At 69.4% G+C, this 24,795-nt stretch carries 24 protein-coding genes and 1 pseudogene; 10 read left to right on the forward strand and 15 right to left on the reverse strand.

What is annotated here, in order from left to right; translation table 11 throughout:
* Positions 1–47: 47 nt before the first annotated feature.
* From ACFORO_RS32555 to ACFORO_RS32565, 3 genes are read right to left on the reverse strand one after another with little or no spacing between them, the layout of a single operon-like run.
* Positions 48–1,472 carry an LCP family protein gene (locus tag ACFORO_RS32555; RefSeq protein ID WP_377873454.1) on the reverse strand — a complete coding sequence of 475 codons (1,425 nt, stop codon included), beginning with the start codon at positions 1,470–1,472 and terminating at the stop codon, positions 48–50.
* Between the two features lie 56 nt (positions 1,473–1,528).
* Positions 1,529–2,272 (reverse strand): SDR family NAD(P)-dependent oxidoreductase, encoded by a 744-nt coding sequence (locus tag ACFORO_RS32560; RefSeq protein ID WP_377873455.1) that lies wholly within the window; start codon positions 2,270–2,272, stop codon positions 1,529–1,531.
* On the reverse strand, positions 2,269–2,691 hold the full coding sequence (locus ACFORO_RS32565; RefSeq protein WP_354739499.1) for a VOC family protein: 423 nt from the start codon (positions 2,689–2,691) through the stop codon (positions 2,269–2,271). Before ACFORO_RS32565 ends, ACFORO_RS32560 begins: the two co-directional genes overlap by 4 nt.
* 72 nt (positions 2,692–2,763) lie before the next feature.
* Here ACFORO_RS32565 and ACFORO_RS32570 point away from each other — a divergent pair, with 72 nt between their 5' ends.
* Together ACFORO_RS32570 and ACFORO_RS32575 are read left to right on the forward strand one after the other, a co-directional pair.
* Positions 2,764–3,441, forward strand: a complete 678-nt coding sequence (locus ACFORO_RS32570; protein ID WP_377873456.1) for a GntR family transcriptional regulator — start codon at positions 2,764–2,766, stop codon at positions 3,439–3,441.
* 43 nt (positions 3,442–3,484) lie between these two features.
* Positions 3,485–3,832: a hypothetical protein gene (locus ACFORO_RS32575; RefSeq protein WP_354739503.1), complete on the forward strand. Its 348-nt coding sequence runs from the start codon at positions 3,485–3,487 to the stop codon at positions 3,830–3,832.
* On the opposite strand, the gene ACFORO_RS32580 is transcribed toward ACFORO_RS32575, so the two are convergent.
* From ACFORO_RS32580 to ACFORO_RS32595, 4 genes are all read right to left on the reverse strand, one after another.
* Positions 3,816–5,060, reverse strand: coding sequence for an MFS transporter (locus ACFORO_RS32580; RefSeq protein ID WP_377873457.1), 1,245 nt, complete (start codon positions 5,058–5,060; stop codon positions 3,816–3,818). The genes ACFORO_RS32575 and ACFORO_RS32580 overlap by 17 nt on opposite strands.
* Positions 5,057–5,599, reverse strand: coding sequence for an ArsR/SmtB family transcription factor (locus tag ACFORO_RS32585; protein ID WP_377873458.1), 543 nt, complete (start codon positions 5,597–5,599; stop codon positions 5,057–5,059). Before ACFORO_RS32585 ends, ACFORO_RS32580 begins: the two co-directional genes overlap by 4 nt.
* Before the next feature lie 69 nt (positions 5,600–5,668).
* Positions 5,669–5,800, reverse strand: coding sequence for an MFS transporter small subunit (locus ACFORO_RS32590; RefSeq protein WP_354739509.1), 132 nt, complete (start codon positions 5,798–5,800; stop codon positions 5,669–5,671).
* Positions 5,800–7,152 (reverse strand): L-lactate MFS transporter, encoded by a 1,353-nt coding sequence (locus ACFORO_RS32595; RefSeq protein ID WP_377873459.1) that lies wholly within the window; start codon positions 7,150–7,152, stop codon positions 5,800–5,802. The genes ACFORO_RS32590 and ACFORO_RS32595 overlap by 1 nt, the downstream gene beginning before the upstream one ends.
* 153 nt (positions 7,153–7,305) lie before the next feature.
* On the opposite strand from ACFORO_RS32595, the gene fdhD reads away from it, so the two are divergent.
* Positions 7,306–8,130 (forward strand): formate dehydrogenase accessory sulfurtransferase FdhD, encoded by an 825-nt coding sequence (gene fdhD, locus ACFORO_RS32600; RefSeq protein WP_354739512.1) that lies wholly within the window; start codon positions 7,306–7,308, stop codon positions 8,128–8,130.
* Here the strand turns inward: fdhD and ACFORO_RS32605 are convergent, their stop codons facing one another.
* Positions 8,131–9,444, reverse strand: coding sequence for a carotenoid oxygenase family protein (locus tag ACFORO_RS32605; protein WP_377873460.1), 1,314 nt, complete (start codon positions 9,442–9,444; stop codon positions 8,131–8,133).
* Positions 9,445–9,509: 65 nt separating this feature from the next.
* Here ACFORO_RS32605 and ACFORO_RS32610 point away from each other — a divergent pair, with 65 nt between their 5' ends.
* Positions 9,510–10,160, forward strand: coding sequence for a TetR/AcrR family transcriptional regulator (locus tag ACFORO_RS32610; protein WP_377873461.1), 651 nt, complete (start codon positions 9,510–9,512; stop codon positions 10,158–10,160).
* Positions 10,161–10,208: 48 nt separating this feature from the next.
* Positions 10,209–11,138 (forward strand): alpha/beta hydrolase, encoded by a 930-nt coding sequence (locus tag ACFORO_RS32615; protein WP_377873462.1) that lies wholly within the window; start codon positions 10,209–10,211, stop codon positions 11,136–11,138.
* A 16-nt stretch (positions 11,139–11,154) separates the two neighbouring features.
* Here the strand turns inward: ACFORO_RS32615 and ACFORO_RS32620 are convergent, their stop codons facing one another.
* The 6 genes from ACFORO_RS32620 to tig all read right to left on the reverse strand — a co-directional run bounded on the left by ACFORO_RS32620 (position 11,155) and on the right by tig (position 16,496).
* Positions 11,155–11,649, reverse strand: a complete 495-nt coding sequence (locus ACFORO_RS32620; RefSeq protein ID WP_354739518.1) for a hypothetical protein — start codon at positions 11,647–11,649, stop codon at positions 11,155–11,157.
* A 41-nt stretch (positions 11,650–11,690) separates the two neighbouring features.
* The gene (locus tag ACFORO_RS32625; protein WP_377873463.1) at positions 11,691–12,089 is read right to left on the reverse strand and encodes a hypothetical protein; all 399 of its coding nucleotides are present in this window, start codon (positions 12,087–12,089) and stop codon (positions 11,691–11,693) included.
* Between the two features lie 67 nt (positions 12,090–12,156).
* The gene (gene clpX / locus ACFORO_RS32630) at positions 12,157–13,452 is read right to left on the reverse strand and encodes an ATP-dependent Clp protease ATP-binding subunit ClpX (RefSeq protein WP_009081145.1); all 1,296 of its coding nucleotides are present in this window, start codon (positions 13,450–13,452) and stop codon (positions 12,157–12,159) included.
* Positions 13,453–13,675: 223 nt separating this feature from the next.
* Entirely contained in the window at positions 13,676–14,329 is a 654-nt protein-coding gene (locus tag ACFORO_RS32635) for an ATP-dependent Clp protease proteolytic subunit (protein WP_009081146.1), read from the reverse strand.
* 25 nt (positions 14,330–14,354) lie between these two features.
* Positions 14,355–14,960 carry a ClpP family protease gene (locus ACFORO_RS32640; protein ID WP_067595252.1) on the reverse strand — a complete coding sequence of 202 codons (606 nt, stop codon included), beginning with the start codon at positions 14,958–14,960 and terminating at the stop codon, positions 14,355–14,357.
* Positions 14,961–15,104: 144 nt separating this feature from the next.
* Positions 15,105–16,496, reverse strand: coding sequence for a trigger factor (gene tig / locus ACFORO_RS32645; protein ID WP_377873464.1), 1,392 nt, complete (start codon positions 16,494–16,496; stop codon positions 15,105–15,107).
* A gap of 175 nt (positions 16,497–16,671) precedes the next feature.
* On the opposite strand from tig, the gene ACFORO_RS32650 reads away from it, so the two are divergent.
* Positions 16,672–17,520: a fructosamine kinase family protein gene (locus ACFORO_RS32650; RefSeq protein WP_377873465.1), complete on the forward strand. Its 849-nt coding sequence runs from the start codon at positions 16,672–16,674 to the stop codon at positions 17,518–17,520.
* Position 17,521: 1 nt separating this feature from the next.
* Here the strand turns inward: ACFORO_RS32650 and ACFORO_RS32655 are convergent, their stop codons facing one another.
* Positions 17,522–18,052: a hypothetical protein gene (locus ACFORO_RS32655; RefSeq protein ID WP_377873466.1), complete on the reverse strand. Its 531-nt coding sequence runs from the start codon at positions 18,050–18,052 to the stop codon at positions 17,522–17,524.
* 179 nt (positions 18,053–18,231) lie between these two features.
* Between ACFORO_RS32655 and ACFORO_RS32660 the strand changes: the two genes are divergently transcribed.
* From ACFORO_RS32660 to ACFORO_RS32675, 4 genes and pseudogenes are all read left to right on the forward strand, one after another.
* Entirely contained in the window at positions 18,232–19,755 is a 1,524-nt protein-coding gene (locus ACFORO_RS32660; RefSeq protein WP_377873467.1) for an ATP-binding protein, read from the forward strand.
* 39 nt (positions 19,756–19,794) lie between these two features.
* Positions 19,795–21,571 (forward strand): annotated as a pseudogene (locus ACFORO_RS32665) (glycosyltransferase family 39 protein).
* Positions 21,572–21,641: 70 nt separating this feature from the next.
* A complete protein-coding gene (locus tag ACFORO_RS32670) occupies positions 21,642–22,907 on the forward strand; it encodes a glycosyltransferase (RefSeq protein ID WP_377873468.1) in 1,266 nt (421 codons plus the stop codon).
* On the forward strand, positions 22,904–24,733 hold the full coding sequence (locus tag ACFORO_RS32675; RefSeq protein ID WP_377873469.1) for an ArnT family glycosyltransferase: 1,830 nt from the start codon (positions 22,904–22,906) through the stop codon (positions 24,731–24,733). The genes ACFORO_RS32670 and ACFORO_RS32675 overlap by 4 nt, the downstream gene beginning before the upstream one ends.
* Positions 24,734–24,795 lie beyond the last annotated feature (62 nt).

Consider the following 24,795-nt stretch of genomic DNA (forward strand, 5'->3'; position numbering starts at 1 on the left):
TGAGTGGCGGTGCCGGTCAGAACCCCGGCACCGCCACCCGCGAGGCGTCAGTCGATGCAGTTGTCACCGTCTGACGTGACGGGCTGCGGCTGGTCGGCCTTCGCCGGCACCCCAGCCGCAGACCCGCCGTCCGACACCCCCGGTCCCGAGTAGACCTTCCCGAGCACCACCTGGATGTGCCCCGCCGGAACGTCCGCTGATTCCTTAGCGGACAGTCCGCCCAGTTCCTTCGCCACCTCCGCGCCCTCGGCGGCGAGCGCGGCCGGGTAGCGCACGATCGACGTCCGCTGCGACGGCGCGTTCCCCTCGGCGGTGGCGGCGAATCCCTTGCCCTTCAGCACATCCGCGACCCGCGCCGCGAGGCCCGACGCGCCGCCGGCGTTGGAGATCTCCACCGACGCCTTCGGCGCATCCGGCGGCGCGGCGGGCGCGGCCGCGCCGATCAGCCCGGACGCGAACGCTTTCACCTGCGTGGGATCCACCTGCACCGCGGTCGCCGTGGGATGGGATTTGTCGTACCGGTAGTCCGGGTTCACCACCGGGATCGTCGTGAACTGGATGCCGCCGCCGGACACCCCGCGCATCTTGCTGACGAAGTCCAGGATGTTCCACGACTGGTCCAGCACCACCGACCGCTTCACCGCGTCGATGAGATCGCTCAGCTTGCCCGGATCGGCGAGCGTCCCGGCCGAAAGCACCTCGTGCGCCATCGAGGCGAGGAACACCTGCTGCCGCCGCATCCGGCCGAAGTCGGTGCCGGGCAGGTTGTCTCGCTGCCGCACGAACGAGAGCGCGGCGCCGCCGGAGAGCCGCTGTTTGCCCGCCGGGAAGTCCGCGCCCGAGTTCTCGTCCTTGGTGGCCTTCTTCAGGCAGACCTCGACCCCGCCGACGGCCTTGCTGATCTCGGAGAAGCTCAGCAGGTTGACCTCGGCGTAGTGGTCGATGGTGACGCCGGTGAGATCCTCGACCGCCTGCCGCGTCGACTTGCGCGCCGCGGTCATCGAGTCCTTCTCGATCTTGTCCTTGTCCGTCTCCCCGGCCGCGCGCAGTTTCGAGGCCTCGGCCGCCTTGCCGCGGCCGAACGCGGCGTTGATCTTGCCTTTCCCGCCAGGCATGGAGACGTACGAATCGCGCGGGATGGAGAACGCCTTGACCTCCTGCTGCCCGTCCGGGATCCGCAGCACGATCAACGTGTCGGTGAGGTCGTCGCCGTTCGCGCCCGCGCGCAGTTCGTCCAGGACGCTCTGCGGCAGCGGGGTACCGTCCGGGCCCTTGCGCGCGTCCCGGCCGACCAACAGGATGTCCAGCGCCCCGTCGGCGTGCTTTTGGCCTTCCTCCACCGATCCGCCGGTGCCGATGACGTCGCTGCGCGTGATGTCGTCCAGCGCCGACAGCGTCGAGAACCCGTAGGCCGTGCCGGCGAACACCACCATCGACAGCGTGCCGGCGATAACTTTCCCTGCGATCCGCACGCCCCTCTGGACGTCCGGCGGCCCCGATCTGCTGCATTCGTGACACAGCTCACAGCTCAGCGCAGGTGCGAGGCCCCGTTCAGGTCCAGGATCGAGCCGGACGCCCAGGGCGTGTCCGACGAGGCCAGGAACACCACCGCTTCGGCGATCTCCTCCGGCTCGGCGACCCGGCCGAACGGGCTCTGCTCCCGCACCTGGTCAGTGACCCGGTCGGCGACGCGCTCGGTCGCGGTGAAGCCCGGGGCCACGGACGTAACCGAAATGCCGTGCGGTGCCAGCTGAACCGCCATCGACTGGCCGAACGAATGCAGCGCGGCCTTGCTCGCGCCGTACGCGAGGTATTCGGGCTCGCCGCGGAACGCCCCGCGCGAGCCGATGTTCACGATCCGGCCGGGCACGCCGCGAGCCATGAGATGGCGGGCGACGTGGAAGGAAACGTTGGCCGCGCCGAGGAGGTTGACGTCCAGCGTGCGCCGCCACGCCTCCTGCCAGTCCGCATAGGACATTTCGCTGATCGAGGTGCGGGTGGCCGGAGTGGTCCCGACCGCGGCGTTGTTGACCAGCACGTCGACCCCGCCGAGCTGCTCCTCGGCGACGTCGGCGATCCACTGCGCGGCGTCGGGGTTGCCGAGGTCGCCGGACACGAGCACGTGGCCGGACCCGGGCAGCGCCTCGAGCGTCTCGCGCGCGGCCTCCCGGTTGGATCCACAGTGGACAGCGACCCGGTCGCCCCTGGTGGCGAAGGCGACGGCGATGGCGCGGCCGATCCCGCGCGAGGCTCCGGTGACGAGGACGTTCATTTCGCGAACAACCGCGTCTCGTCGCGGAAAGCCTTGAACTCCAGCGCGTTCCCAGCCGGGTCGAGCAGGAACATCGTCCACTGCTCCCCTGGCTCGCCGGGGAACCGCTGATACGGCTCGATCACGAACTCGGTGCCCGCCGCGCGCAGCCGTCCGGCCAGCTCCTGGAAGCTGTCGACGTCGAGCACCAGCCCGAAGTGCGGCACCGGAACGTCGTGCCCGTCGACCGGATTGCGGCCGGCTTCCGCGCGGGCGCCCGGGACCACGTGCGTGACGACCTGGTGGCCGTGGAAGTTCCAGTCGACCCACGCGTCCGCCGAGCGGCCCTCCGCCAGCCCGAGCACGGTGCCGTAGAACTCGCGCGCTTTCGGCAGGTCGTCGACCGGTATGGCCAGGTGGAAGGCGGGACGGACGGCCATGGGGCACTCCTTCGGCACGGGGATCGGTCTCTTCACGTTGACTGGCCAATGTTCGAATGTCAACATTAGGACGTGGAAGTCACCCCCCTGAGGAAGGCCGCGCGCCGCGGGCTCGCCGACGAGGCCGCCGACCGGGTGCGCGAAGCGATCTTCGCCGGCCATTTCCGGCCCGGCGCGCCTTTGCGCGAGGTCGAACTGGCCGCGTCGCTGGAAATCAGCCGCGGTTCGGTACGCGAGGGCATCGCCCAGCTGGCCCGGGAAGGCCTGGTCCGCTGCGGCTGGCATCGCCCGACCACGGTGGTCGACGTGACCGCCGAGGATGTCGCAGAGGTCTACTCGGTGCGCGCCGCCCTCGACCGGCTCGCCGCGGTCACCGCGCGCACCACTGCGACCGCCGAGGATCTGGACGCGCTGGACGCGTTAGTCGCGGAGTTGGCGACGGCCGTCCGCACGAAAGCGGACGGCCCGCGGCTGCTGGCGCTGGATATCGCGTTCCACGACCGCGTTTACGCGGCGGCGGGTAACGGACGGCTCACCGAGGCTTGGGAAGCCGTGCGATCGCAGGTGTTCCTGTTCCAGCTGCAGCGGGTTTCGCTGGGACACGAGCATTACCGGGCCCGAGTGGTCGCCGAGCACCGGGAATTGGCGGAGCTGATTCGTGCCGGAGACCGGGAACGGCTGGCCCGAGTGGCCGAACATCACGTGGAGTCCGCCCGGGAAAGCCTGCTCGGCCGTATCCGAACCGAGTAGTTCCACGCATCCGCCGCGCTTGCCGACCTGCCAGGATCCTTGCGTGGACCCGGACCCGAGCGAACCGACCCAAGCGCGCCCCGCGCTTGCCGGCGCACTGCACGGCGCGGGCGCGTTCCTGGTCAGCGCCTTGGTGCTCTGCGCGCTCGCGGCTGGAGTGGCGGCTGGTTCGAAGGGGCTGAGCTTGCCGGTCGTGCTCGGGATCATCGTGCTCGCTTCCTTCGCGCAGTGGGGGCTTTTCGCGCTGCCGGTCGCGGCCGGAATCGGCGCACTGGTCGCTTCTCTGGGCCAGCCGAAACGACCAGCGCGCCGCGTGTGGCTCACGGTTTGCCCGCTCACCTTGGTGTTCCCGATCCTCTTCGCCGTCGTGGCTTCTATGCGACTGGGGTAGCCTCTTTCGCCCGCGCGAGCGCCGCTTCGATCCGCTTGTTGCTCGTCATGCTCATCGTCACCAGAGTCATCGATACGAGCACCCCCGCCGCCCCGACATACGGCACCCGCACCCCGGCCGTCGCGGCGAGCCAGCCGCCAAGCGCGGCGCCTGCCGGTGCGGCCGAGGCCGAGACCAGGCGCGACGCCGCGGCGACTCGGCCCATCAGCCGTGCCGGGACCACGACCTGTCGCAGCGAGCCGCCGAGCACCATGGTCGCCGCCATGGCACAGCCGCACAGGGCGAACATCGCCCCGGCGAGCCATGGGTCGCGGGCGAGGCCGAACACCAGCACCGCGCCGCCCTCGATCACCGCAGTGACGGTGAGCGCGGTTCCGGTGCCCAGCCATTTCTCCAGCGGCCCGGCGAGCACCATCGCGCCCACCAATCCCCCGGCGGCTTCCGCGGCGAGCAGGAAGCCGTACCCAGCGGTGTGCAGGCCGAGCGCATCCTTCGCGAACACCACCAGCACCGCCCCGAAAGCGCCGAACGCCAGGTTCCCGACGGCGGGCCGCAAGGCGAGGCCGAGCAGCAGCCGATCCTTGACTACGTAAGCGAAACCCTCCTTCGAGTCCGCCCACACCGAGCGACCCGGTTCGCGTTTCGGCACCGGTGCGGGCGGCAGCGTCCGGATCAGCACCGCACTGGCCACGTAGGTCAGCGCGTTCACCGCGAACGGCAGCGTTCTTCCCACGGTGAAAAGGAAACTCCCGACCGGCGGCCCGGCGAACTGCCCGGCGGCAGTGGACGCCCCGCGCAGATAGCCGTTGGCCCGGCGGAGCAAAGTCTGGTCCCGCGCGAGCAGATCCGGCAGGTACGCCTGCGCGGCGGTGTCGAAGAACAGCGTGCCAGTGCCGAGCAGGAACGCCACCACGAGCAGGACCGGAATGCTGAGCCAGCCGAACGCGCCAGCGGCGACCGTCAGCACCAGCAACACCGCCCGCGCCAGGTCGGCGATCCACATCGTCCGCCGCCGATCCCAGCGGTCGACCAGCGCTCCGGCGAACAGCCCGGCCACCGGATACGGCGCGAGCACCGCCACCGTCACCAGGCTGACCACCAGCGGATCGCTGTCCAGCAGCAGCGCCAGCAACGGCAACGCCGCGACATACGCGCCGTCGCCGAGAGAACTGACCGTCGCGGCTGTCCACAAGCGACTGAACGCGGGCGGCATCTTCGGATTGGTCATCTGGCCGCACCCGGCCCCGGACGGAAGAACGCGACCGCGACCGTGGCAGCCGCCTCGTCGGCGTCGCGCGCGTCCCGAAGCTCGTCGAGCAGTCCGGCCAGCCGGCGCTCGAACTCGTCGAACTGCGTCTCGCTGATCCGTGTGTGCTGCATCCGGACGAACCGGTGCGAGCCCTCGGGCGCGGTCGAGAGGTCGTTGATCGCGTGCTGCATCAGCACATCCCGCTGTCCCGCGGCGGGTTCGGGCAGCTCGATGCTCTTGCCGACGTGCGCGTAGTAGCGCTCCAGCACGCCGCGCACCTTCCGCGTGCGCACGACGTGCACGAGCCCGGCCCGCTCCAGCACCCGCATGTGGTAGCTGGAACTGCCTTTCGCGATGTCCAGCTGCTCGGCGACCTGCGTGATCGTCGCGGGCCCGTCGCGCAGCACCGCGAGCACGCGGTGCCGCACGACGTTGCTCACCGCGCGCAGCTGATCGGTCGTCTCCACCTGGACAGATTCTTGGGGCGGGACATAGCCCGCCTGGTCGTCCCCAGTCACGGGGACAATGGTCAACGACTCTTGACCATTTGTCCAGTGCTTATTTTCGGAGCAGCGTTGGCCAGCGGCTCAGCCGCCGAACAGCCCGACCACCTTCCGGATCAGCTCGACCACGCCGTAGGCGAACGGGGCGAGCACCCACAGCCAGGCGATCACCAGCAGGGCGGTCCGGCCGCCGGAGCGGCCCTCGGCACTCGTCATCACGCCTCACTCCCCACCGCGGTCTGCCCGGTCGGCTCGTGGAACTTCTCCTTCACCGGCCGTACGCATTCGTTCGCGACGAACCCGACCACCAGCAGGCCGATCATGATCCAGAACGACAGCTGGTACAGATCCGGCCCGGTCTTGCCCGCCGCCTTCTGGCTGTCCGCGATCCCGTCCACGATCAGCGGCCCGAGCACGCCCGCCGCCGACCACGCGGTCAGCAGCCTGCCGTGGATCGCGCCGACCTGATAGGTGCCGAACAGGTCCTTGAGGTACGCCGGGAGCGTGGCGAACCCGCCGCCGTAGAAGGACAGGATCAGCATCGCGCACAGCACGAACACGAGCTTGGAGGAGTTGGTGGTCAACGCGATCACCAGGTACAGCAGCGCGCCGACGCCGAGGTAGAACCGGTAGATGTTCTTGCGCCCCACCAGATCCGACGTGGAGGACCAGACGAACCGGCCCAGCATGTTGGTGAGCGAGAGCAGCGCGACGAACCCGGCGGCGGACGCGGTGCTCACCGGGGCCGAGGTGTGCTTGAAGAAGTCGCTGATCATCGGCGCGGCCTTCTCCAGGATGCCGATGCCCGCGGTCACGTTGAGGCACAGGACAATCCAGAGACACCAGAACTGCGGCGTCTTCAGCGCGTTCGCCGCCGAGACGTTCGCCGTGGAGATCATCGGCTTGGCCGCGGTCTGCGCCGCCGCGCGCGCCGGACGCCAGTCGTCGGCCGGGACGCGGACGATCAGCACGCCCAGCGTCATGAACACCGCGTACACGATCCCGTGAATGAGGAACGCCGTCGCGATGTCGCCGGTCGTGGGCGAGGTGCCGAGCATCGCCGACGACCACGGCGACGCGATCAGCGCGCCGCCGCCGAAGCCCATGATCGCGATCCCGGTGGCCATGCCCGGCCGGTCCGGGAACCATTTGATCAGCGTCGACACCGGCGAGATGTAGCCGATGCCGAGCCCGATCCCGCCGACGCCGCCGTAACCGGCCACGACGAGCCAGAACTGTCCGGTCGCGACGCCGAGCGCGGCGAGCAGGAACCCGGCGGAGAAACAGACCGTGGCGACGGCCATGGCCCAGCGCGGGCCGTTCTTCTCCACGAGCGTGCCGCCGAACGCGGCGGACAGGCCCAGCATCACGATGCCGAGCTGGAACGGCAGCCCGGATTGCGTGCCGGACAGTCCCAGGGTCTTCTCCAGCGGCGTCTTGAAGACGCTCCACGCGTAGGCTTGGCCGATCGACAGGTGGATGGACAGCGCAGCGGGCGGCACGAGCCAGCGGGTCCAGCCAGGCGGTGCGACGATGCGGGAACGGGCAAGGAAGCCGGGGACAGCCATCGGCGGTCTCCTCCCAACAGTGACGAGGTGCTGGGAATGGTTTACCAGATCCTCAGCGCTCCGCCGGATGACTGTCGAATGACTTGAGAATGTCTTGTCGATGACACCAAAAATCGACGCCGAAGTGGACAACGAGGACGAGCGGAGCAGGCGATGGGCAGAGTGACGGTACGGCGGCCGGTACGGCGGATCTCCGCGACCGGCGAGCGGCGCCGGCCGGACTCGCTGGCCGCCGAGGAGCCGTTGGAGCTGCGGGTCGGCGGCAAGGCGCTGGCAGTGACAATGCGCACTCCGGGCCACGACGTCGAATTGGCGCACGGCTTCCTGTTGTCCGAAGGCGTGCTGGGGTCCCGTGAGGACGTGGCCGTCGCGCGTTACTGCGACGGGGTCGACGACCAGGGCCGCAACACCTACAACGTGCTCGACGTCGCACTCGCCGAGGGAGTTGCCCCGCCGGACACCGGCGTCGAGCGGAACTTCTACACCACCTCGTCGTGCGGTGTCTGCGGCAAGGCCGCGCTCGACGCGGTGAAGCTGCGCAGCCGGTTCTCCCCCGGCGAGTCCGAGTTCACTGTGAAGTCCGACGTCCTCACCCAGATGCCGGATCGGTTGCGGGAACAGCAAAAGGTGTTCTCGTCCACCGGCGGCCTGCACGCCGCCGGACTGTTCACCTCAGACGGTCAGCTGGTCGTGGTGCGCGAGGACGTCGGACGGCACAACGCGGTGGACAAGGTGCTCGGCTGGGCCCTGCAGGCGGGCCGGATCCCCGCCCCGGACCTGGGGCTGCTGGTCTCCGGCCGCGCCTCGTTCGAGCTGGTGCAGAAGGCCGCGATGGCCGGCATCGGGCTCCTCGCCGCGGTGTCCGCGCCGTCGTCGCTCGCGGCGGAACTGGCCGAGGAGAACGGCATGACGCTCATCGGCTTCCTGCGCGGCGACAGCATGAACCTCTACACCGGAGACCGGCGGCTGCTCACCTGATCACCCTTCGGCGGGCACCCAGTTGCCGTGGAAACCGTGCGGGACCCGGTCCGGAAGGTGCACGGCGGCAACGGTTTCGAGGGTGCCCGCGTCGAGCAGCACGAGATCGCTGCGCGCCTCGGCCGCGTCGTAGACGTAACCCATCAGCACGCCCTCGTCCTCGCCCGCGTCCGCACGGGACGGAACGAACACGAACTCGCCCGGCTCACGCCCGGGACCGAAGCGGTGCGCCGCCACGGAACCCTTGCGCAGGTCGTGTTTGTACACCGCGCCGACGCTGCGGGACCGGTCGTCGAGCGCCGTCGCGTAGCCGTACCGGTGCGGCAAGCCGACGAGACGTTCGTCCACTCGCGGGAACTCCTGGCCGTGCTCGTCGATCCGTTCCTCGACGACCTTCCCGAGCGCGAGGTCGACGGTCCAGCGGTCGAGCGTCGGCTCGCCCTCGGCCGGGCCGTGCAGCGCGCGGTCGAACATCTTCGGGTGCCGGACCACGTCGAGCACGATCCGGTCGTCCTCGTCGTAGGCGTTGAGCGGGTGGAAGACGTAGCACTGGCCGACGTCGAACCAGCGGACGTCGCCGTTGTCCCCCTCGCGCGGCATCACGCCGATGCGCGCCGGGTAGTCCGGATTCCACCGGTACGGCAAGGAACTCACGCCGCGGCCGGTGCGCGCGGTCAGCGGATCGGGCACGTCGACCGGCACCGGCGCCTGGTCCGGATCGAAGGTGACGGGCAAGTCGTAGAACACGACATACCGTTCGGTGAGCGAGAAGTCGTGCATCATCGGCGCACCGGTGACCTCGACGTCGACCGTGCGCCGCGCCCGTCCGTCGGTGCCGACCACCGAATACTGGACCTTGTTCCCCAGTCCGAATTGGTACGAGACAGCGTGCAACTCGCCGGTCCTCGGGTCGCGCTTCGGGTGCGCGGTGTACCCGGAGAGGGTGCCGTCGAAGTCGCAGATGCCCAGGGTGTCCAACTCCTCGCTGAGCTCCCACTGCGGCATCCCGCCCTCGACTAGCGCGATCGTGCGCCCGGCGTGCCCGATGACGTTGGTGTTGGCCCCGCCCTCGTCGGTGCCGACCCGGCGGCTGCGGTACCACTCGGCCCGGCCGTCGCGCAGCCGCACGCCGTGCACCATGCCGCGGCCGAGGAACCAGTGATGCGTTTCCGGATCCGGGTCGGTCGGGTTCGGCCCGTTGCGCAGGTAGCGGCCGTCGAGGTAGTCGGGCAACTGCCCGGTCACCGTCAGCCGGGTGCTCGTGTACTCGCGCTCGACCGGCGCGAAGTTGCCTTCGAGGAAGAGATTGCCCATGACACGCTCCGTCCATAACGTGGTTATGGGCACCGGTATAACAGGGTTATGGGATACTGGCAAGCATGAGCGAGCGGACTCGGGGCGAACACGCGCGGACCCAACTGGTCGAGGCAGCGATCCGGCTGCTGGCCGACGGCGGCGCGGAAGCACTGCAGGCCCGCAAGCTCGCGACCGAGATCGGCGCGTCCACGATGGCCGTCTACACCCACTTCGGCGGGATGGCCGCGCTCATGGATGCCGTTGCGCGAGAAGGGTTTCGGCGGCTGATCGCGAACATGGCGACGGTCGGGCAGAGCGACGACCCGGTGGCCGATCTGTACGGCCTGGCGCTGGCCTACCGCCGCACTGCGGTGGAACACCCGGAACTGTTCACGCTGATGTTCCGCGAGGCGGGCGCGCGCGGGCAAGCAGTGGGCGACCTGATGAAGGAGAGCCCGAGCAGCGAGGCCGCGGCGTCGTTCCGCGGCATGGTCGCGGCCGTCTCGCGCACGATCGAGGCCGGACGGCTCAAGGGCGACCCGCTGTCGGTCGCCTCACAGATCTGGAGTGCGATCCACGGCTATGTCACCCTCGAACTGCTGGGCCACTTCGGCCGGGGCGACCGAGGGGTGGCCGAGGTGCTCTCGCCACTCTGCGTGACGCTCGTCGTCGGGCTCGGAGACAGTCCTGCCGCCGCTCGGGCGTCCGTGGGTCTGGTCACAACAACCGTGTGAAGATCTTCTGAAGGCAACGTTTTGTCCCTTCGCCACGTCTTACGCTATATGGGTGAGGGGGATTGGGTGAACGAGGAGACTGAGGGCCGAAGGCGGGTGAGCCGCCGGTCCATGCTGATCGCGGGCGCCTCGGGCCTCGGCATCGCCGGGCTCGCGGTGGGGAGCGCGACCGGCGTGGTGCCGTTCAACCAAGCGATGCAGCGGGCACTGGGCGTGACGTCGTCGACGCCGGTCACCCAGCTCGGCAGCATGCGGGTGGAACGCGTCTACTCGCACGCCCGCGGCCGGGAAGTGGACCTTGTTTTCCAGCTGCCGAGCAAGAAGCCGCCGGCCGGTCTGCCGATGTCGCTGATGCTGCACGGCCTGCACGGATCCGCGCGCTCCGCCGCGCCGAGCGGCCTGCTGAAGCAGCTGGGCAGCGACGTCGCGCGCAAAGCCGTGCCGGCGTACGGCTTCGTCGCGGTCGACGGCGGCGACAACTACTGGCACCAGGTCCACCCGGGCGACGACCCGATGGCGATGCTCCTGGAAGAGGTCCCGCAGTGGCTGCGCGCCCGCGGTTTCGGCGGCACGGACGGCCTGCCGTTCGCGTGCGCCGGAGTGTCGATGGGCGGCTTCGGAGCACTGCTGTACGCCCGCCGCCGCGCCGAACGCCGCCAGCCGCCCGCCGCGGTTGCCGCGATCGCGCCCGCACTGCTCACGTCGTGGCCGGAAATGGCGAAACGCCGCATTTTCACCGGCATGACGGACTGGACTTCGCTCGACCCGCTGCGCCATCAGGCGTCCTTGCAGGGCATTCCGACGGCGGTTTACTGCGGTACGGAAGACCCGTTCATCACCGGCGTGCGGCGGTATATCGCGGAAACGCACCCGACCATTGGGTATACGGCGCACGGGAAGCACAGCGACACGTTCTTCCGGACCACGGTGCCCAGCATGGTGGGGTTCTTGGGGAAGCATTTGCGGCAGAAGGTCTGAGCCTGCTACGCCGAGATCAGCGGAGAAAGCCCAGTTCGTCGATCGCATGCGTCGGCGTGCCCAGGAACAGTTCCGGCGTCACCGGCCCGTACGCGACATTCAGCGTGTCCAGCCGGTAATGCCAATTGCCGCTGCGGAAACCGGTGAAGCGGTAATTCACCTGCCACCGCAGCCATTCCCCGCGTGCCAGGCGGTACGCCGGAGGGCGGCGCGGGCGGCCGGAGCGCCTCCCGAACTGGGTGGTTTCCAGCTTCACCCGCAGCCGGTCTTCGGCCACGTCGAGGCGGACCGTCGAATCCAGCGGCGACGGCGCTTTTTCCCGCTCGCCTTCCCATGCCTCACATCGCGGTTCGAAACCCGTCTCTTCGCCCATCCGCACCACGTGGGTGAAGGGCGCGGTCAACGCCGGAAGCGGGAACGCGATCGGGGCCGCATTGCGGCGAGCCGCCTCCGCACCACCTCGGGATTTCTTCGTCCACGAGGTGCACACCCACTGCACTACCGCATCCATAGCGGCATCCTTCACCGCGAAGGACGCTCGCCGCGAGCGAGTTACGAGACCCAGCGGGCCACGACGGACATCACCCAGAACCCGACCATCGCCGCCAGCGCCGTCAGCAGCGACCAGCGCAGCTGAAGCGCCCGGGTCTCCGAGGCACGCCACTGGCGCAGGAACAGCCACGCCACCACGAACAGCGGGATCGGCAGCAGCGGCAGCGCCGACAGCCGGGTGCCGACCGCGACCAGGCAGACCAGCGTGCACAGCGCCAGCATGATCTCGGCGGCGCGGGGCAGCCACGGGAAGCGCGTGAACACGGACGCGGCTACCCGCTCGCTCAACTCCAGGATGCCGACGACCGGCGCGGCTGCGCGCTCGGTCTCGGCGGGAACCGCTTCGCCGGGGTCGGCAGTCTCGTCCCCCCGGGGTGCGGTCAGCGGCACGGTTGTCATCCTGTCCATTATCGCGCCTGCCGCCGACACCCGGACAGCCGACTCCTGCTAACGCCCGGCGGCCGGGTCAGGCCGACTTTTCGCCGCGCTCGCTGCGGGTGCGGCGCGACGGCTGGCGGGCCACGATCGTGGGGTTGACGTTCTCCCGCACGGTCTGCTCGGTGATCACGACCTTCGCCACGTCCTCGCGGCTCGGGATGTCGTACATGACCGGCTGGAGGACTTCCTCCATGATCGCGCGCAGGCCGCGGGCGCCGGTGCCGCGGAGCACGGCCTGGTCGGCGATGGCCTCGAGCGCGGTCTTGGTGAACTCCAGCTCGACGTTGTCCATCTCGAAGAGCTTCTTGTACTGCTTCACCAGCGCGTTGCGCGGCTGCGTCAAGATCGAGACGAGCGATTCCTTGTCCAGGTGGTTCACCGTCGCCACGACCGGGAGCCGGCCGATGAACTCCGGGATCAGCCCGAACTTGATCAGGTCCTCCGGCATGGTCTCGGAGAACACGTCGCTGCCCTCGATCTCGGCCTTCGTGCGGATCTCCGCGCCGAAGCCGAGGCCGCGCTTGCCGACCCGCTCGTTGATGATCTTTTCCAGCCCGGCGAACGCGCCCGCGACGATGAACAGCACGTTCGTGGTGTCGATCTGGATGAACTCCTGGTGCGGGTGCTTGCGCCCGCCCTGGGGCGGCACCGACGCGGTGGTGCCCTCGAGGATCTTCAGCAGCGCCTGCTGCACGCCCTCGCCGGACACGTCGCGGGTGATCGACGGGTTCTCGCTCTTGCGGGCGATCTTGTCGACCTCGTCGATGTAGATGATGCCGGTCTCGGCGCGCTTGACGTCGTAGTCCGCCGCCTGGATCAGCTTCAGCAGGATGTTCTCGACGTCCTCGCCGACATAGCCCGCCTCGGTGAGCGCGGTGGCGTCGGCGATGGCGAACGGGACGTTCAGCAGCTTCGCCAGCGTCTGCGCGAGATAGGTCTTGCCGCAGCCGGTGGGGCCGAGCATCAGGATGTTGGACTTGGCCAGCTCGACCGGCTCGTCCTTGGAGTCCTTCGGGCCGGACTTGTCGTCGGCCTGGATCCGCTTGTAGTGGTTGTACACCGCGACCGCGAGCGTCTTCTTCGCGTCGTCCTGGCCGATGATGTACTGCTCGAGGAACTCGTGGATGTCGGCGGGCTTCGGGAGCTCGTCGAGCTTCACGTCGCCGGCTTCGGCCAGTTCCTCTTCGATGATCTCGTTGCAGAGGTCGATGCACTCATCGCAGATGTAGACCCCCGGCCCGGCAATGAGCTTCTTCACCTGCTTCTGGCTCTTGCCGCAGAAAGAACACTTCAGCAGGTCGCCGCCGTCACCGATCCGTGCCATGGCCGTTGACCTCGTCCCCTCCGGTGCGCGGGGCGCACCTGCACTACTGGATGGCGGCCCCGGGACTGCCAGGCGTTCCCGGGACCAACACGCATTGCCACCGACGGTACCCGCCCGAAGGCGCGGGCGGGAACACCCGACCCCCATAGGGCACGTCGACGACCGACAGTAGACCAGCGGACCGGTGCGCGTCGCGGATTCGCCGCGCACCGGCCCGTCGCGGTCAGTTCGCCGAGGCCTTCCGGTACGGAAGCACCTCGTCGATCAGGCCGTAGGCCTTGGCTTCCTCGGCGGTGAGGATCTTGTCCCGCTCGATGTCGGCCTTGATCTCGTCCGGTTCCTTGTTCGTGTGCTTCGCCAGGATGACCTCCATCTGGCGGCGCACGCGCTGGATCTCGTTGGCCTGGATCTCCAGGTCCGAGACCTGCCCGTAGGTGCCCTCGGTGGCCGGCTGGTGGATCAGCACGCGCGCGTTCGGCAGCGCCATGCGCTTGCCCGGCGTGCCCGCCGCCAGCAGCACCGCGGCGGCCGAGGCGGCCTGGCCGAGGCACACGGTCGAGATGTCCGGGCGGATGTACTGCATGGTGTCGTAGATCGCCATCAGCGACGTGAACGACCCGCCCGGGGAGTTGATGTAGATGCTGATGTCGCGGTCCGGGTCCTCGTGCTCGAGGTGCAGCAGCTGGGCCATCACGTCGTTGGCCGACGCGTCGTCCACCTGCACGCCGAGGAAGATCGTCCGCTCCTCGTACAGCTTGTTGTACGGGTTGGACTCCTTCACGCCGTAGCTGGTGCGCTCGACGTAGGACGGGAGGATGTACCGCGACTGGGGAGTCTGCGGGGCCCGGAAGTCACCCGGGAGCCGGAAGTTGCTCATGACGCTCTCCTGTGTGCTTGCGGGCTCAGTTGCTCGAGGTCAGGCCGCTGTCGCGGGTCAGCACGTGGTCGACGAAGCCGTAGTCCTTCGCCTCCTGCGCGGTGAACCAGCGGTCGCGGTCGCCGTCCTTGATGATCTGCTCGGTGGTCTGCCCGGTCTGCTCGGCGGTGATCTTCGCGAGCTCCTGCTTCCACTTGTTGAACAGGTCCGCCTGGATCGCGATGTCGGAGGCGGTGCCGCCGACGCCCGCGGACGGCTGGTGCATCAGGATGCGCGCGTGCGGGAGCGCGTAGCGCTTGCCGGGGGTGCCCGAGGAGAGCAGGAACTGCCCCATCGAGGCCGCCATGCCCATCGCGTAGGTCGCCACGTCCGGCTTGATCAGCTGCATGGTGTCGTAGATCGCGAACCCGGCCGTCACCGAGCCGCCCGGCGAGTTGATGTAGAACCGGATGTCGGATTCGGAGTCGTCCGCGTCGAGCAGCAGGAGCTGCGCGGTGAGCCGGTTGGCGACCTCGTCGTTGACCTCGGAGCCGAGAACGACGATGCGCTCCTGGAGCAACCGCTCGAACACCGAGTCGGTGAGGTTGAGCCCCGCGGTGCCGGTCCGCCCCTCGGGCATGTGCTGCTTCACGTCTGCCTGCCTTTTCACCGGCGGCGGGCCGCCTGTGAGAGCCGCGCCGCCGCTGTCGTGTTCAGATGCTTGAGATCTTGCAACCGACCCTAACGAACTTGGGCGGTGCAGAATGCCTGACACCGCCCAAGTTCGCTCACAGCTTTACTCCGCGGGGGTCGCCGCCGCTTCTTCGGTGACCTGGGTCTCCTCTTCGGCGGCCGCAGTGTCCGACTCGTCAGCGCCGAACAGCTCGGTCAGGTCGACCTCCGACCCGGACTCGTTCTTCACCGTGGTGCCGCGCACGACCGAGGCGAGCGCCTTGCCGCGGCGCACGTCGGCGTAGATCGCGGTCAGCTGGCCGGACTGCTGGGCCCGCTGCACGTACTCGTCCGGGCTGACGCCGAAGCGCTGCGCCTGGTAGATGATCCGCTCGGTGAGCTCGCCGTCGTTGACCGACGTCTTCTCCTTGTCGGCGATGGTGTCCAGCAGCAGCTGCGTGCGGACGGCCTTCTCCGACTCCTCCTTGACCTCGGCGTTGAACTCGTCGAGGGTGCGGCCCTCGGCCTCGAGGGCCTTGGCGAACTGCTCCTCGTCGTGGTCGAACGGGTGAATCGCGTCGTGCTTGCGGTTCTCGATCTCGGCCTCGAGGACCTTCTCCGGCAGCGGCACCTCGGTGCGCTCCAGGAGGATCTCGAGGACCTTGTCGCGCGCCTGGACGCCCTGCTGCATCGTCTTGACGCGGCCGAGCCGGGTGCGCAGGTCCTCGCGCAGCTCGTCGATCGTGTCGAACTCGCTCGCCAGCTGGGCGAACTCGTCGTCGGCCTCGGGAAGCTCGCGCTCCTTGACCGACTGCACGGTGACGGTGACCTCGGCGTCCTGGCCGGCGAACTCGCCCGCGACCAGCTTGGTGGTGAACACCTTGGTCTCTTCGGCGCTGGCGCCGACGATGGCCTCGTCGATGCCGTCCACGAGCTGGCCGGAGCCGATCTCGTAGGACAGGCCGGTGGTGGAGGCCTCCTCGACGGCCTTGCCGTCGACGCTGGCCGAGAGGTCGATCGACACGAAGTCGCCGGTCTGGGCCGGGCGCTCGACGCCGGTCAGGGTGCCGAAGCGGGCGCGCAGCTCGTCGAGCTGCTCGGCGACCTCTTCGTCGGTGGTCTCGACGTCGTCGACGCTGATCTCGAGGCCGGCGAGGTCGGGCAGCTCGATCTCCGGCCGCACGTCGACCTCGGCGCTGAACTCCAGCACCTCGCGGTCCTCGAGCTTGGTCACCTCGAACTCGGGCTGGCCGAGCGTCCGGACCTCGCCCGCGCGGACGGCCTCGATGTACTTGGCCGGGATGGCCTCGTTGACGACCTCGTCGAGCACCGGCGCGCGGCCGATCCGGCTTTCCAGGACGCGAGCGGGGACCTTGCCGGGACGGAAACCGGGGACCCGCACCTGCTGGGCGATCTTCCGGTACGCGGCGTCGAAGTTCGGCTTGAGCTCGTCGAACGGCACCTCGACATTGATCTTCACTCGCGTCGGGCTGAGCTGCTCGACGGTGCTCTTCAAGGTCTTCTCCTCGAGCGGTAAACGATGGGGGCGGACAGTCCCTCGGGACCGCCCCGGTCACCTGCTGACCGGGATATCCGAGTCTAGGCCAGAGGGTTGACAAGACCGGCTGCGGGGCACCTGCCGAGGCAGAGCCGCTCAGCACGCGCCGGTGCGCGCCCGTAGCGTCGGGGACGTGGTTTCCGGGCAACAGAGCGAAGGTCCGGCCGCGGCGGCGGCGCGGCTCACCGGGTTCGGGACAGTCTCACGAGGGTTTTCAGGCGCCCTCAGTGAGATCACGTTGACCGACGGCCACCAGCATTTCGACGCTGTGGTGAAGCGCGGCCACGCTCCGGGCGCGACCCGGGCCGAGGCGGCCGGACTGCACTGGCTGGCAGCGGCGGACGCAGTGCGGATCCCCCAGGTACACGGCGCCGACGACACATGGCTGGTGCTGGACCGGGTGACCGAGACCAGCCCGTCGCACGCCGAGGAGTTCGGCCGCAACCTCGCCCGGCTGCACTCAGCCGGAGCCCCCGCATTCGGCGCCCCTCCGCCGGACGGCTTGGCGGACGCGTGGATCGGGACCGCGCCGATGGAGAACTCGCCTGGTGAGTCATGGCCCGAGTGGTACGCCGAATACCGAATCCTCCCCTACGTCCGGATGGCGTCCGAGATTCTCGACACGGCGGTCTTCGAACGCGCCTGCACACGAATCCCGTCGATAGCTGGCCCCACGGAACCGCCCGCACGGCTGCACGGAGATCTATGGAGCGGGAATGTCCTGTGGGACGCGGACGGAGCGGTGCTGATCGACCCGGCCGCGCACGGCGGACACCGGGAGACGGATCTGGCGATGCTGCACCTGTTCGGCTGCCCGCAACTGGAGCGAATCGTGGCCGCTTACGACGAGTTCGCACCGCTGGCGGACGGCTACCGGGAGCGGATCGCGCTGCATCAGCTTTTCCCGCTCCTGGTGCACACGGTCCTGTTCGGACGTTCCTACGCCGGACAAGCGACCGCCGCCGCACGCTCGCTGGGCTGAGTCAGCCCGCGCCGGGTCCGGCGGCGCCGGGTTGGGCTCCGGCCTCCCTGACCGAGGTCGCGGTCGCGGTGGCGCCGTTCACCGTCGCGACGATCGTGACGTCCTCGCCGGTCTTGATCCCGGTGGCCGTCGCGGAGTCGATGACGTAGACCTTCGTGAACCCGTCGGTGCTTTTCGCGGTCAGCGAGGTGGCGCTCAGCGCAGTGACCTCACCGGTCTGCGTGAACTTCGAGGTGCCGTCGGCGCTGGTCACGAACTCGCCGTGGAGGACGGAGCCCAGCCCGCCGTCCGGACCGGCGGGACCGCCCGGACTGTTCTGTCCGCCCGGCGCCGAAGCCGGGGGTTCGGCGGCGGACGACGAAGACGACGTGGCCGCCCAGACCGCGGCGCCACCGCCCGCGATGAGCACCGCGGCGGTCCCTCCCGCGATCCAGGCGGACCGGTTCTTGCGAGCCGGGCCGGGTTCGGGCGCGGCGCCCCAGGCCGGTTCGGGGGCGACGGGCCGTTGCGGCGCGGGATGCGGTGCGGTCACGGCGTTCTCCTTCGTTCGAGGCTTGCTGATCCCACCGTCCGCACGGCGGCTGTGCCGGTCCTGTGCGGACGGCAAGTCCCGCCTGTGGCCCCGCACATCACCGGAACCGGGCGCGACCGCACAGCGCACTCACAGGAAGCACACATCGCCCCCACACCGTCGGAACGCACGCTCGGGGCATGAGTTCACGCAGGAGGTTCGCCGCTGCCCGGTTCGGGTGCCGGTCCCTGCGCGCGAAACTCACGGTGTCCGTCGTCATCCTGCTGTCCCTCGTCTGTCTGGTGATCGGTGTGATCAGCGAGTTCGCCCTGCGCGCGTTCCTGATCTCGCAGACCGACAACCAGCTCTCCGCCGCCGCCTCCCGCGCGCTGGATTTCGCCACCCGCGGCGGCCCGCCCGGCGACGGTGAGCACAACCCCCTCGACGCACCCGGGCAGGGAGCGGGAACCGTCACCGCGCGCTTCTCTTCCGACGGCGACCCGGCCACCGGTGCTTGGCTCTCGCAGCACGGTCAGCGCATCTCGCTCACCTCCGACGAACTCGCGGTGCTGCAAGGCCTTCCGGTCGACGGCCACCCCTATACCCGCGCCGTCGGCGATCTCGGCGACTACCGGCTGACCGCCGCTCCGACCGGCGACGGCACGGTCGTCACCGGCGTACCGCTGGCCTCGGTGCACCAGACGCTGCTGACCGTCGGCCTGATCCTCTTCGGCGTAGCCGCAGCCGGAGTAACCGGCGCGGCCTTCCTAGGCGCCTTCGCAGTCCGCCGAACCCTGCGCCCGCTCGAACGCGTAGCGGAAACCGCATCACGAGTCTCCGAACTCCCCCTAGACCGAGGCGACGTAGACCTGTCCGTCCGAGTCCCAGCCCAAGACACCGACCCCCGCACCGAAGTAGGCCAAGTCGGCGCGGCACTGAACCACATGCTGGGCCACATCTCCACCGCCCTGGAAGCCCGCCACGCCAGCGAACTGCGCGTCCGCCGATTCGTCGCCGACGCCAGCCACGAACTGCGCACCCCGCTAGCCGCCATCCGCGGCTACGCCGAACTGGCCGGACGATCCGACAGCCACGCCCCACCGGACGTCGCCCATTCGATGACCCGAATCGAATCCGAGGCGGACCGGATGACGGCCCTGGTCGAAGACCTCCTCCTGCTGGCCCGCCTGGACGCGGGCCGCCCGCTAGACGTCGCCGAAGTAGACCTGACCCGCCTGGTCGCGGACGCGGTCAGCGACGCCCACGTAGCCGGTCCGCACCACGTCTGGCAACTCGCCCTGCCCGACGAACCGATCCTCGTACTAGGCGATGTCCAGCGCCTGCACCAAGTTCTGGCGAACCTGCTAGCGAACGCCCGCGTCCACACGCCACCGGGCAGCACCGTCATCACCGCCCTGACCCGATCCGCAGACGGCAGCGCTGTCGTGACCGTGACCGACAACGGCCCCGGCATCCCGCCCGAACTGCGGCCCGCGGTGTTCGAACGCTTCGCGCGCGGAGATTCGTCGCGATCGCGGGCAGCCGGGTCAACCGGCCTGGGCCTGGCGATCGTGTCGGCAGTGCTGACCGCACACCACGGCGCCATCACGATGCACAGCTGCCCCGGCCAAACGTCCTTCGCCGTCCGTCTGCCGATCGCGGTCCCGGCGCAGCGCACGCCGCTAGCCCATGACCCCAGGTCCCACAGCGGGCACACAGGGTAGGCACATCCCGGCCCCAGGTCGCGCCACGAGGCTGACCGCATGACCGCAGTCGCGCCCCATCCAGCCGTCCCCGCCGCGCCGGTACAGCGCGCCGAACCGAGGTGGGTGCGCCCAAGCCTCGCGCTGCTCCTGGTCGCGACCGCCGCGCTGTATCTGTGGGATCTGAGCGCATCCGGCTGGGCCAACGCGTTCTACTCCGCCGCCGCACAAGCCGGATCGCAAAGCTGGAAGGCACTGTTCTTCGGCTCCACCGACGCGGCCAACGGCATCACCGTCGACAAAACTCCCGCCGCGCTCTGGGTGATGAGCCTGTCCGCACGGCTGTTCGGAGTGAACGCGTGGAGCGTCCTGGTGCCGCAGGCATTGATGGGTGTCGGCTCAACGTGGCTGCTGTATGCGACCGTGCGACGCACTTCCGGTGCGGCAGCGGGATTGCTCGCGGGCGCGGTGCTTACGCTCACCCCGGCTGCGGCACTGATCTTCCGCTTCAACAACCCGGACGCGCTGCTTGTGCTGTTGCTGATCGCGGCCGCCTATTGCACCGTACGGGCGATCGAGAAGGCCAGCCCTCGATGGCTCGTTTTCGCGGGCGTCGCAGTCGGATTCGGCTTTCTCGCCAAGATGCTGCAAGCGTTCCTCGTCCTGCCCGCCTTCGCACTCGCGTACCTCGTGGCCGCGCCGATCACTCTCGGCAAACGTTTCCTGCACCTGCTCGCCGGACTCGCCGCCGTCGTGGTTTCGGCAGGCTGGTACCTCGCCGTCGTGGCGTTGTGGCCAGCCGCCGACCGGCCGTACATCGGCGGGTCGCAAAACAACAGCCTGCTCGAACTCACCCTGGGGTACAACGGTTTCGGCCGGATCACCGGCGACGAGACCGGCAGCGTCGGCGGAAGCCCGGGCGGCGGCTGGGGCAGCACCGGACTGTTCCGGTTGTTCGGCAGCGAAATGGCGGGCGGCATCGCCTGGCTGCTGCCCGCGGCGGTGCTCGGACTCGGCGCTGGTCTGTGGTTCACCCGCTACGCGCCCCGTACTGACCGCAGCCGCGCGTCGCTGCTGCTCTGGGGCGGCTGGCTGATCGTGACCGCCGTCGTGTTCAGCTTCATGGGCGGGATCATCCATCCCTACTACACCGTCGCGCTCGCCCCGGCGATCGCCGCGCTCGTCGGGATCGCGGCCGTCCAATTGTGGCGGATCCGCGGCAATCCGGCCGCCGTAGGGCTTTTGAGCGGCGGCGTGGCAACCGTGGCTCGCCCCGACAGTGCTCATCCTCGGGCTTCTAGCCGCTATCGCACTGTTTTTCGTCCAGCACTTCGGCCGAATCGCCGCCGTACTGGGTCTGGTCGTGCTGCTCACCGGAACCGGCGCGTACAGCCTCGCCACCGCATCCACTCCGCACACCGGCGCGATCCCGTCCGCCGGACCGAACACCAGGCAGATGTTCGGCGGAGGCGGCGCGGGCGGACTGCTCGGCACCACCATGCCCGGCGAGAACCTGACGGCGTTGCTGCGGAACTCCGGCGATCACCGATGGGCCGCGGCGACGGTCGGGTCCAACAACGCCGCCGGATACCAGCTCGGCAGCGGCAAACCCGTGCTCGCGGTGGGCGGGTTCAACGGCACCGACGCGTATCCGACCCTCGCACAGTTCGAGCAGTACGTCCGGCAAGGACAGATTCGCTACTTCCTCGGCGACGGCATGACGATGCGCGGCTCCAGCAGCGGAAGCGACGCCGCCGAACAGATCGCGCAGTGGGTGGCCGAGAACTACCGAATGACCACAGTGGACGGTGTGTCCGTGTACGACCTGACTGCCTGATTCACGGTCGCACAGCGCAGGCACAGGAACACCACAACGTGGCCAAAGCCCGGCGGACGACGGTGGTCTCATGAACGCCACCGCCCCCTCCCGCAGCAGCGCTCCGCGGCCCGGGACGACTCCGGTCGGCCTCGGCGGCCCCCAGCCCGTACTGGACGTCGTCATCCCGGTCTACAACGAGGAAACCGACCTGGAGCCGTGCATCCGCCGGCTACAGGCACACCTCGCCGAACGCGCCGGCTACCCGTACCGGATCACTGTCGCGGACAACGCGAGCACCGACAAAACCCTTGCTGTCGCCGAACGGCTGGCCCGCGAGTTCCCCGAGGTCGAGGTGCGCCACCTGGACGAGAAGGGCCGCGGCCGCGCGCTGCAGGCGGTCTGGTCCGCTTCGGACGCGGCGGTGCTGGCTTACATGGACGTGGACCTGTCCACCGACCTCGCCGCGCTGGCCCCGCTCGTCGCGCCGCTGTTGTCCGGACATTCGGATGTCGCGATCGGCAGCCGGCTGGCCCGCGGCGCCCGGGTGGTGCGCGGGCCGAAGCGCGAGTTCATCTCCCGTTGCTACAACCTGATCCTCCGCGGCACGCTGGCGGCGAGGTTCTCCGACGCGCAATGCGGGTTCAAGGCGATCCGCGCCGACGTCGCCCGCGCGCTGCTACCCCACGTGCGCGACACCGGCTGGTTTTTCGACACCGAACTGCTCGTGCTCGCCCAGCGCGCCGGGCTGCGGATCCACGAGGTGCCGGTCGACTGGGTCGACGATCCGGACTCGTCGGTCGACCTCATCGCGACCGCCACCGCCGACCTCAAAGGCATCGCCAGGGTCACCCGCGCGACCTTCACCGGCGAGATTCCCGTGCACCGGCTGCGCGAACAGCTCGGCCGCGAACCGATCGGCGTGGAGGCCCCCGGAGTGTCCCCGAGCCTGGTGAAACAACTCGTGCGCTTCGCCGCGGTCGGCGTCGCCAGCACCGTCGCGTATCTGCTGCTTTTCCTGCTGCTGCGGACGATGGTCGGCGCGCAGGCGGCCAACTTCACCGCACTGCTCGTCACCGCCATCGCGAACACCGCGGTGAACCGGCGGGTGACCTTCGGCGTCCGCGGCCGCACCGGCGCCGGACGGCATCAGTTCGAAGGGCTGATCGTGTTCGGCCTCGGGCTGGCGCTGACCAGCGGTTCGCTCGCCTTGCTCAACCACACCACCCATCCCGGGCTCGTCCTGGAAACGACCGTGCTCGTGCTGGCGAACCTCGCCGCCACGGTGCTCCGCTTCCTGCTGCTCCGGGGCTGGGTCTTCAATCCGCGCCGCACCGCTACCGAGGAGTCGTCTTGACCACTGTCCTGTCCGCCCGGCCTGCCGCCCCGGACGCGCCGGATCGCGCGACACCTCGCTGGATCCGTCCGTCGGTGTTCGGGCTCTTGGCGCTCACCGCTGTCCTGTACTTCTGGGACCTGACCGCTTCCGGGTTCGGCAACTCGTTCTACGCCGCGGCCGTGCAATCGGGCACGCAGAGCATGAAGGCTTGGCTGTTCGGTTCGCTGGACGCCGGGAACGTGATCACTGTCGACAAACCGCCTGCCGCGCTGTGGGTGGGGACGGCTTTCGCGCGAGTCTTCGGGTTCTCCAGCTTTACTGTGCTCGCCCCGCAGGCACTGATGGGAGTCGGCTCGGTCGGGTTGCTTTACCTGACCGTGCGTCGCGTTTCCGGGCCGCTGCCGGGATTGCTGGCTGGTGCGATGCTCGCGCTGACGCCGGTCGCCGCGCTGATGTTCCGCTTCAACAACCCGGACGCGTTGCTCACGCTGCTGCTGATCGCCGGCGCGTACTGCACGGTGCGGGCGATCGAGAAGGCCAGTCCTCGATGGCTCGTTTTCGCTGGCGTGGCAATCGGATTCGGGTTCTTGACGAAGATGATGCAGGCGTTCCTCGTGCTGCCCGCGTTCGCGCTGGCGTACCTGATCGCCGCGCCGACCGGGCTGGGGAAACGGTTGCTGCACTTGGTTTACGCCGGGGTCGCGGTGGTCGTATCGGCTGGGTGGTTCGTGGCGCTGGTGGAGCTGTGGCCGTCGGGGTCGCGGCCGTACATCGGCGGGTCGACCGGGGACAGCCTGCTGGAGCTGGCGCTCGGGTACAACGGGCTCGGGCGGATCTTCGGCGGGCAGGGCAACGGCGGCGGGATGGGCGGCGGTTTCGGCGGCGGCGGGAACAGCGCTTTCGGCGGCAGTTCCGGTCTCGGGCGGATGTTCGGCGCGAGCTTCGGCACCGAGGTCTCGTGGCTGCTGCCCGCCGCGCTGATCGGCTTGGTGGCCGGGTTGTGGTTCACCCGGCGGGCTGCGCGCACCGACCGGACCCGGGCGTCGCTCGTCGTTTGGGGCGGCTGGCTGCTCGTGACCGGGCTGGTGTTCAGCTTCATGAGCGGCACCGTGCACCCGTACTACGCGGTGCAGCTCGCCCCCGCGATCGCCGCGCTGGTCGCGATTTCCGGGCGCGCGCTGTGGCGCGGCCGGGCGCACCCCGCGCCGAGGATGGTGCTGGGCGGGATGATCGCGGCTACCGCGGTGTGGGACTTCATCCTGCTCGACCGCACGCCGGACTGGTTCCCGTTGCTACGCTGGGCGATCGTGGTGCTGGGGTTGCTCGTGAGCACCGTTGTGGTGGTCGGAGTGCCGCGAACGCGGACCGTTTTGATCGGTCTCGCAGCGGCGATCGTCCTGACGCTCGGGGTCGGTACCGCCGGGTACGCCGTGGAGACGGTTTCCTTGCCGCACAGCGGTTCTATCCCTACCTCGGGTCCGCGTACTGGTGGCATGGGCGGTTTCGGGGGCGGCATGGAAGAGACCAACGGCTCCGTCGGTCAGCTGCTCGGCGGCACGACGACGAAGTGGGCCGCCGCGACGACCGGGTCGCAATCGGCGGCGAGCCTGGAACTGGCGAGCGGCAAGTCGGTGATCGGCATCGGCGGATGGGACGGCAGCGACCCGGCTCCCACGTTGGAGCAGTTCAAGCAGTACGTCGCGGCGGGCGAAGTGGCGTACTACGTGGACGGCGGGCGGGGCGGCGGTCCCGGCGGCGGGTCGAACGACATCTCCGAGTGGGTGGCCGCGAACTTCACCGCGACCACTGTCGGTGGCGAAACTGTCTACCAGCTCACCCGGTGAGACGGCGGATCCTCAGCCTCTTCCCAGGAACGAGGCGCATTCTGGAAAGCACGGAGAGTCAT

This window comes from Amycolatopsis halotolerans, assembly GCF_042647905.1.
GTDB classification, from domain to species: Bacteria; Actinomycetota; Actinomycetes; order Mycobacteriales; family Pseudonocardiaceae; genus Amycolatopsis; species Amycolatopsis halotolerans.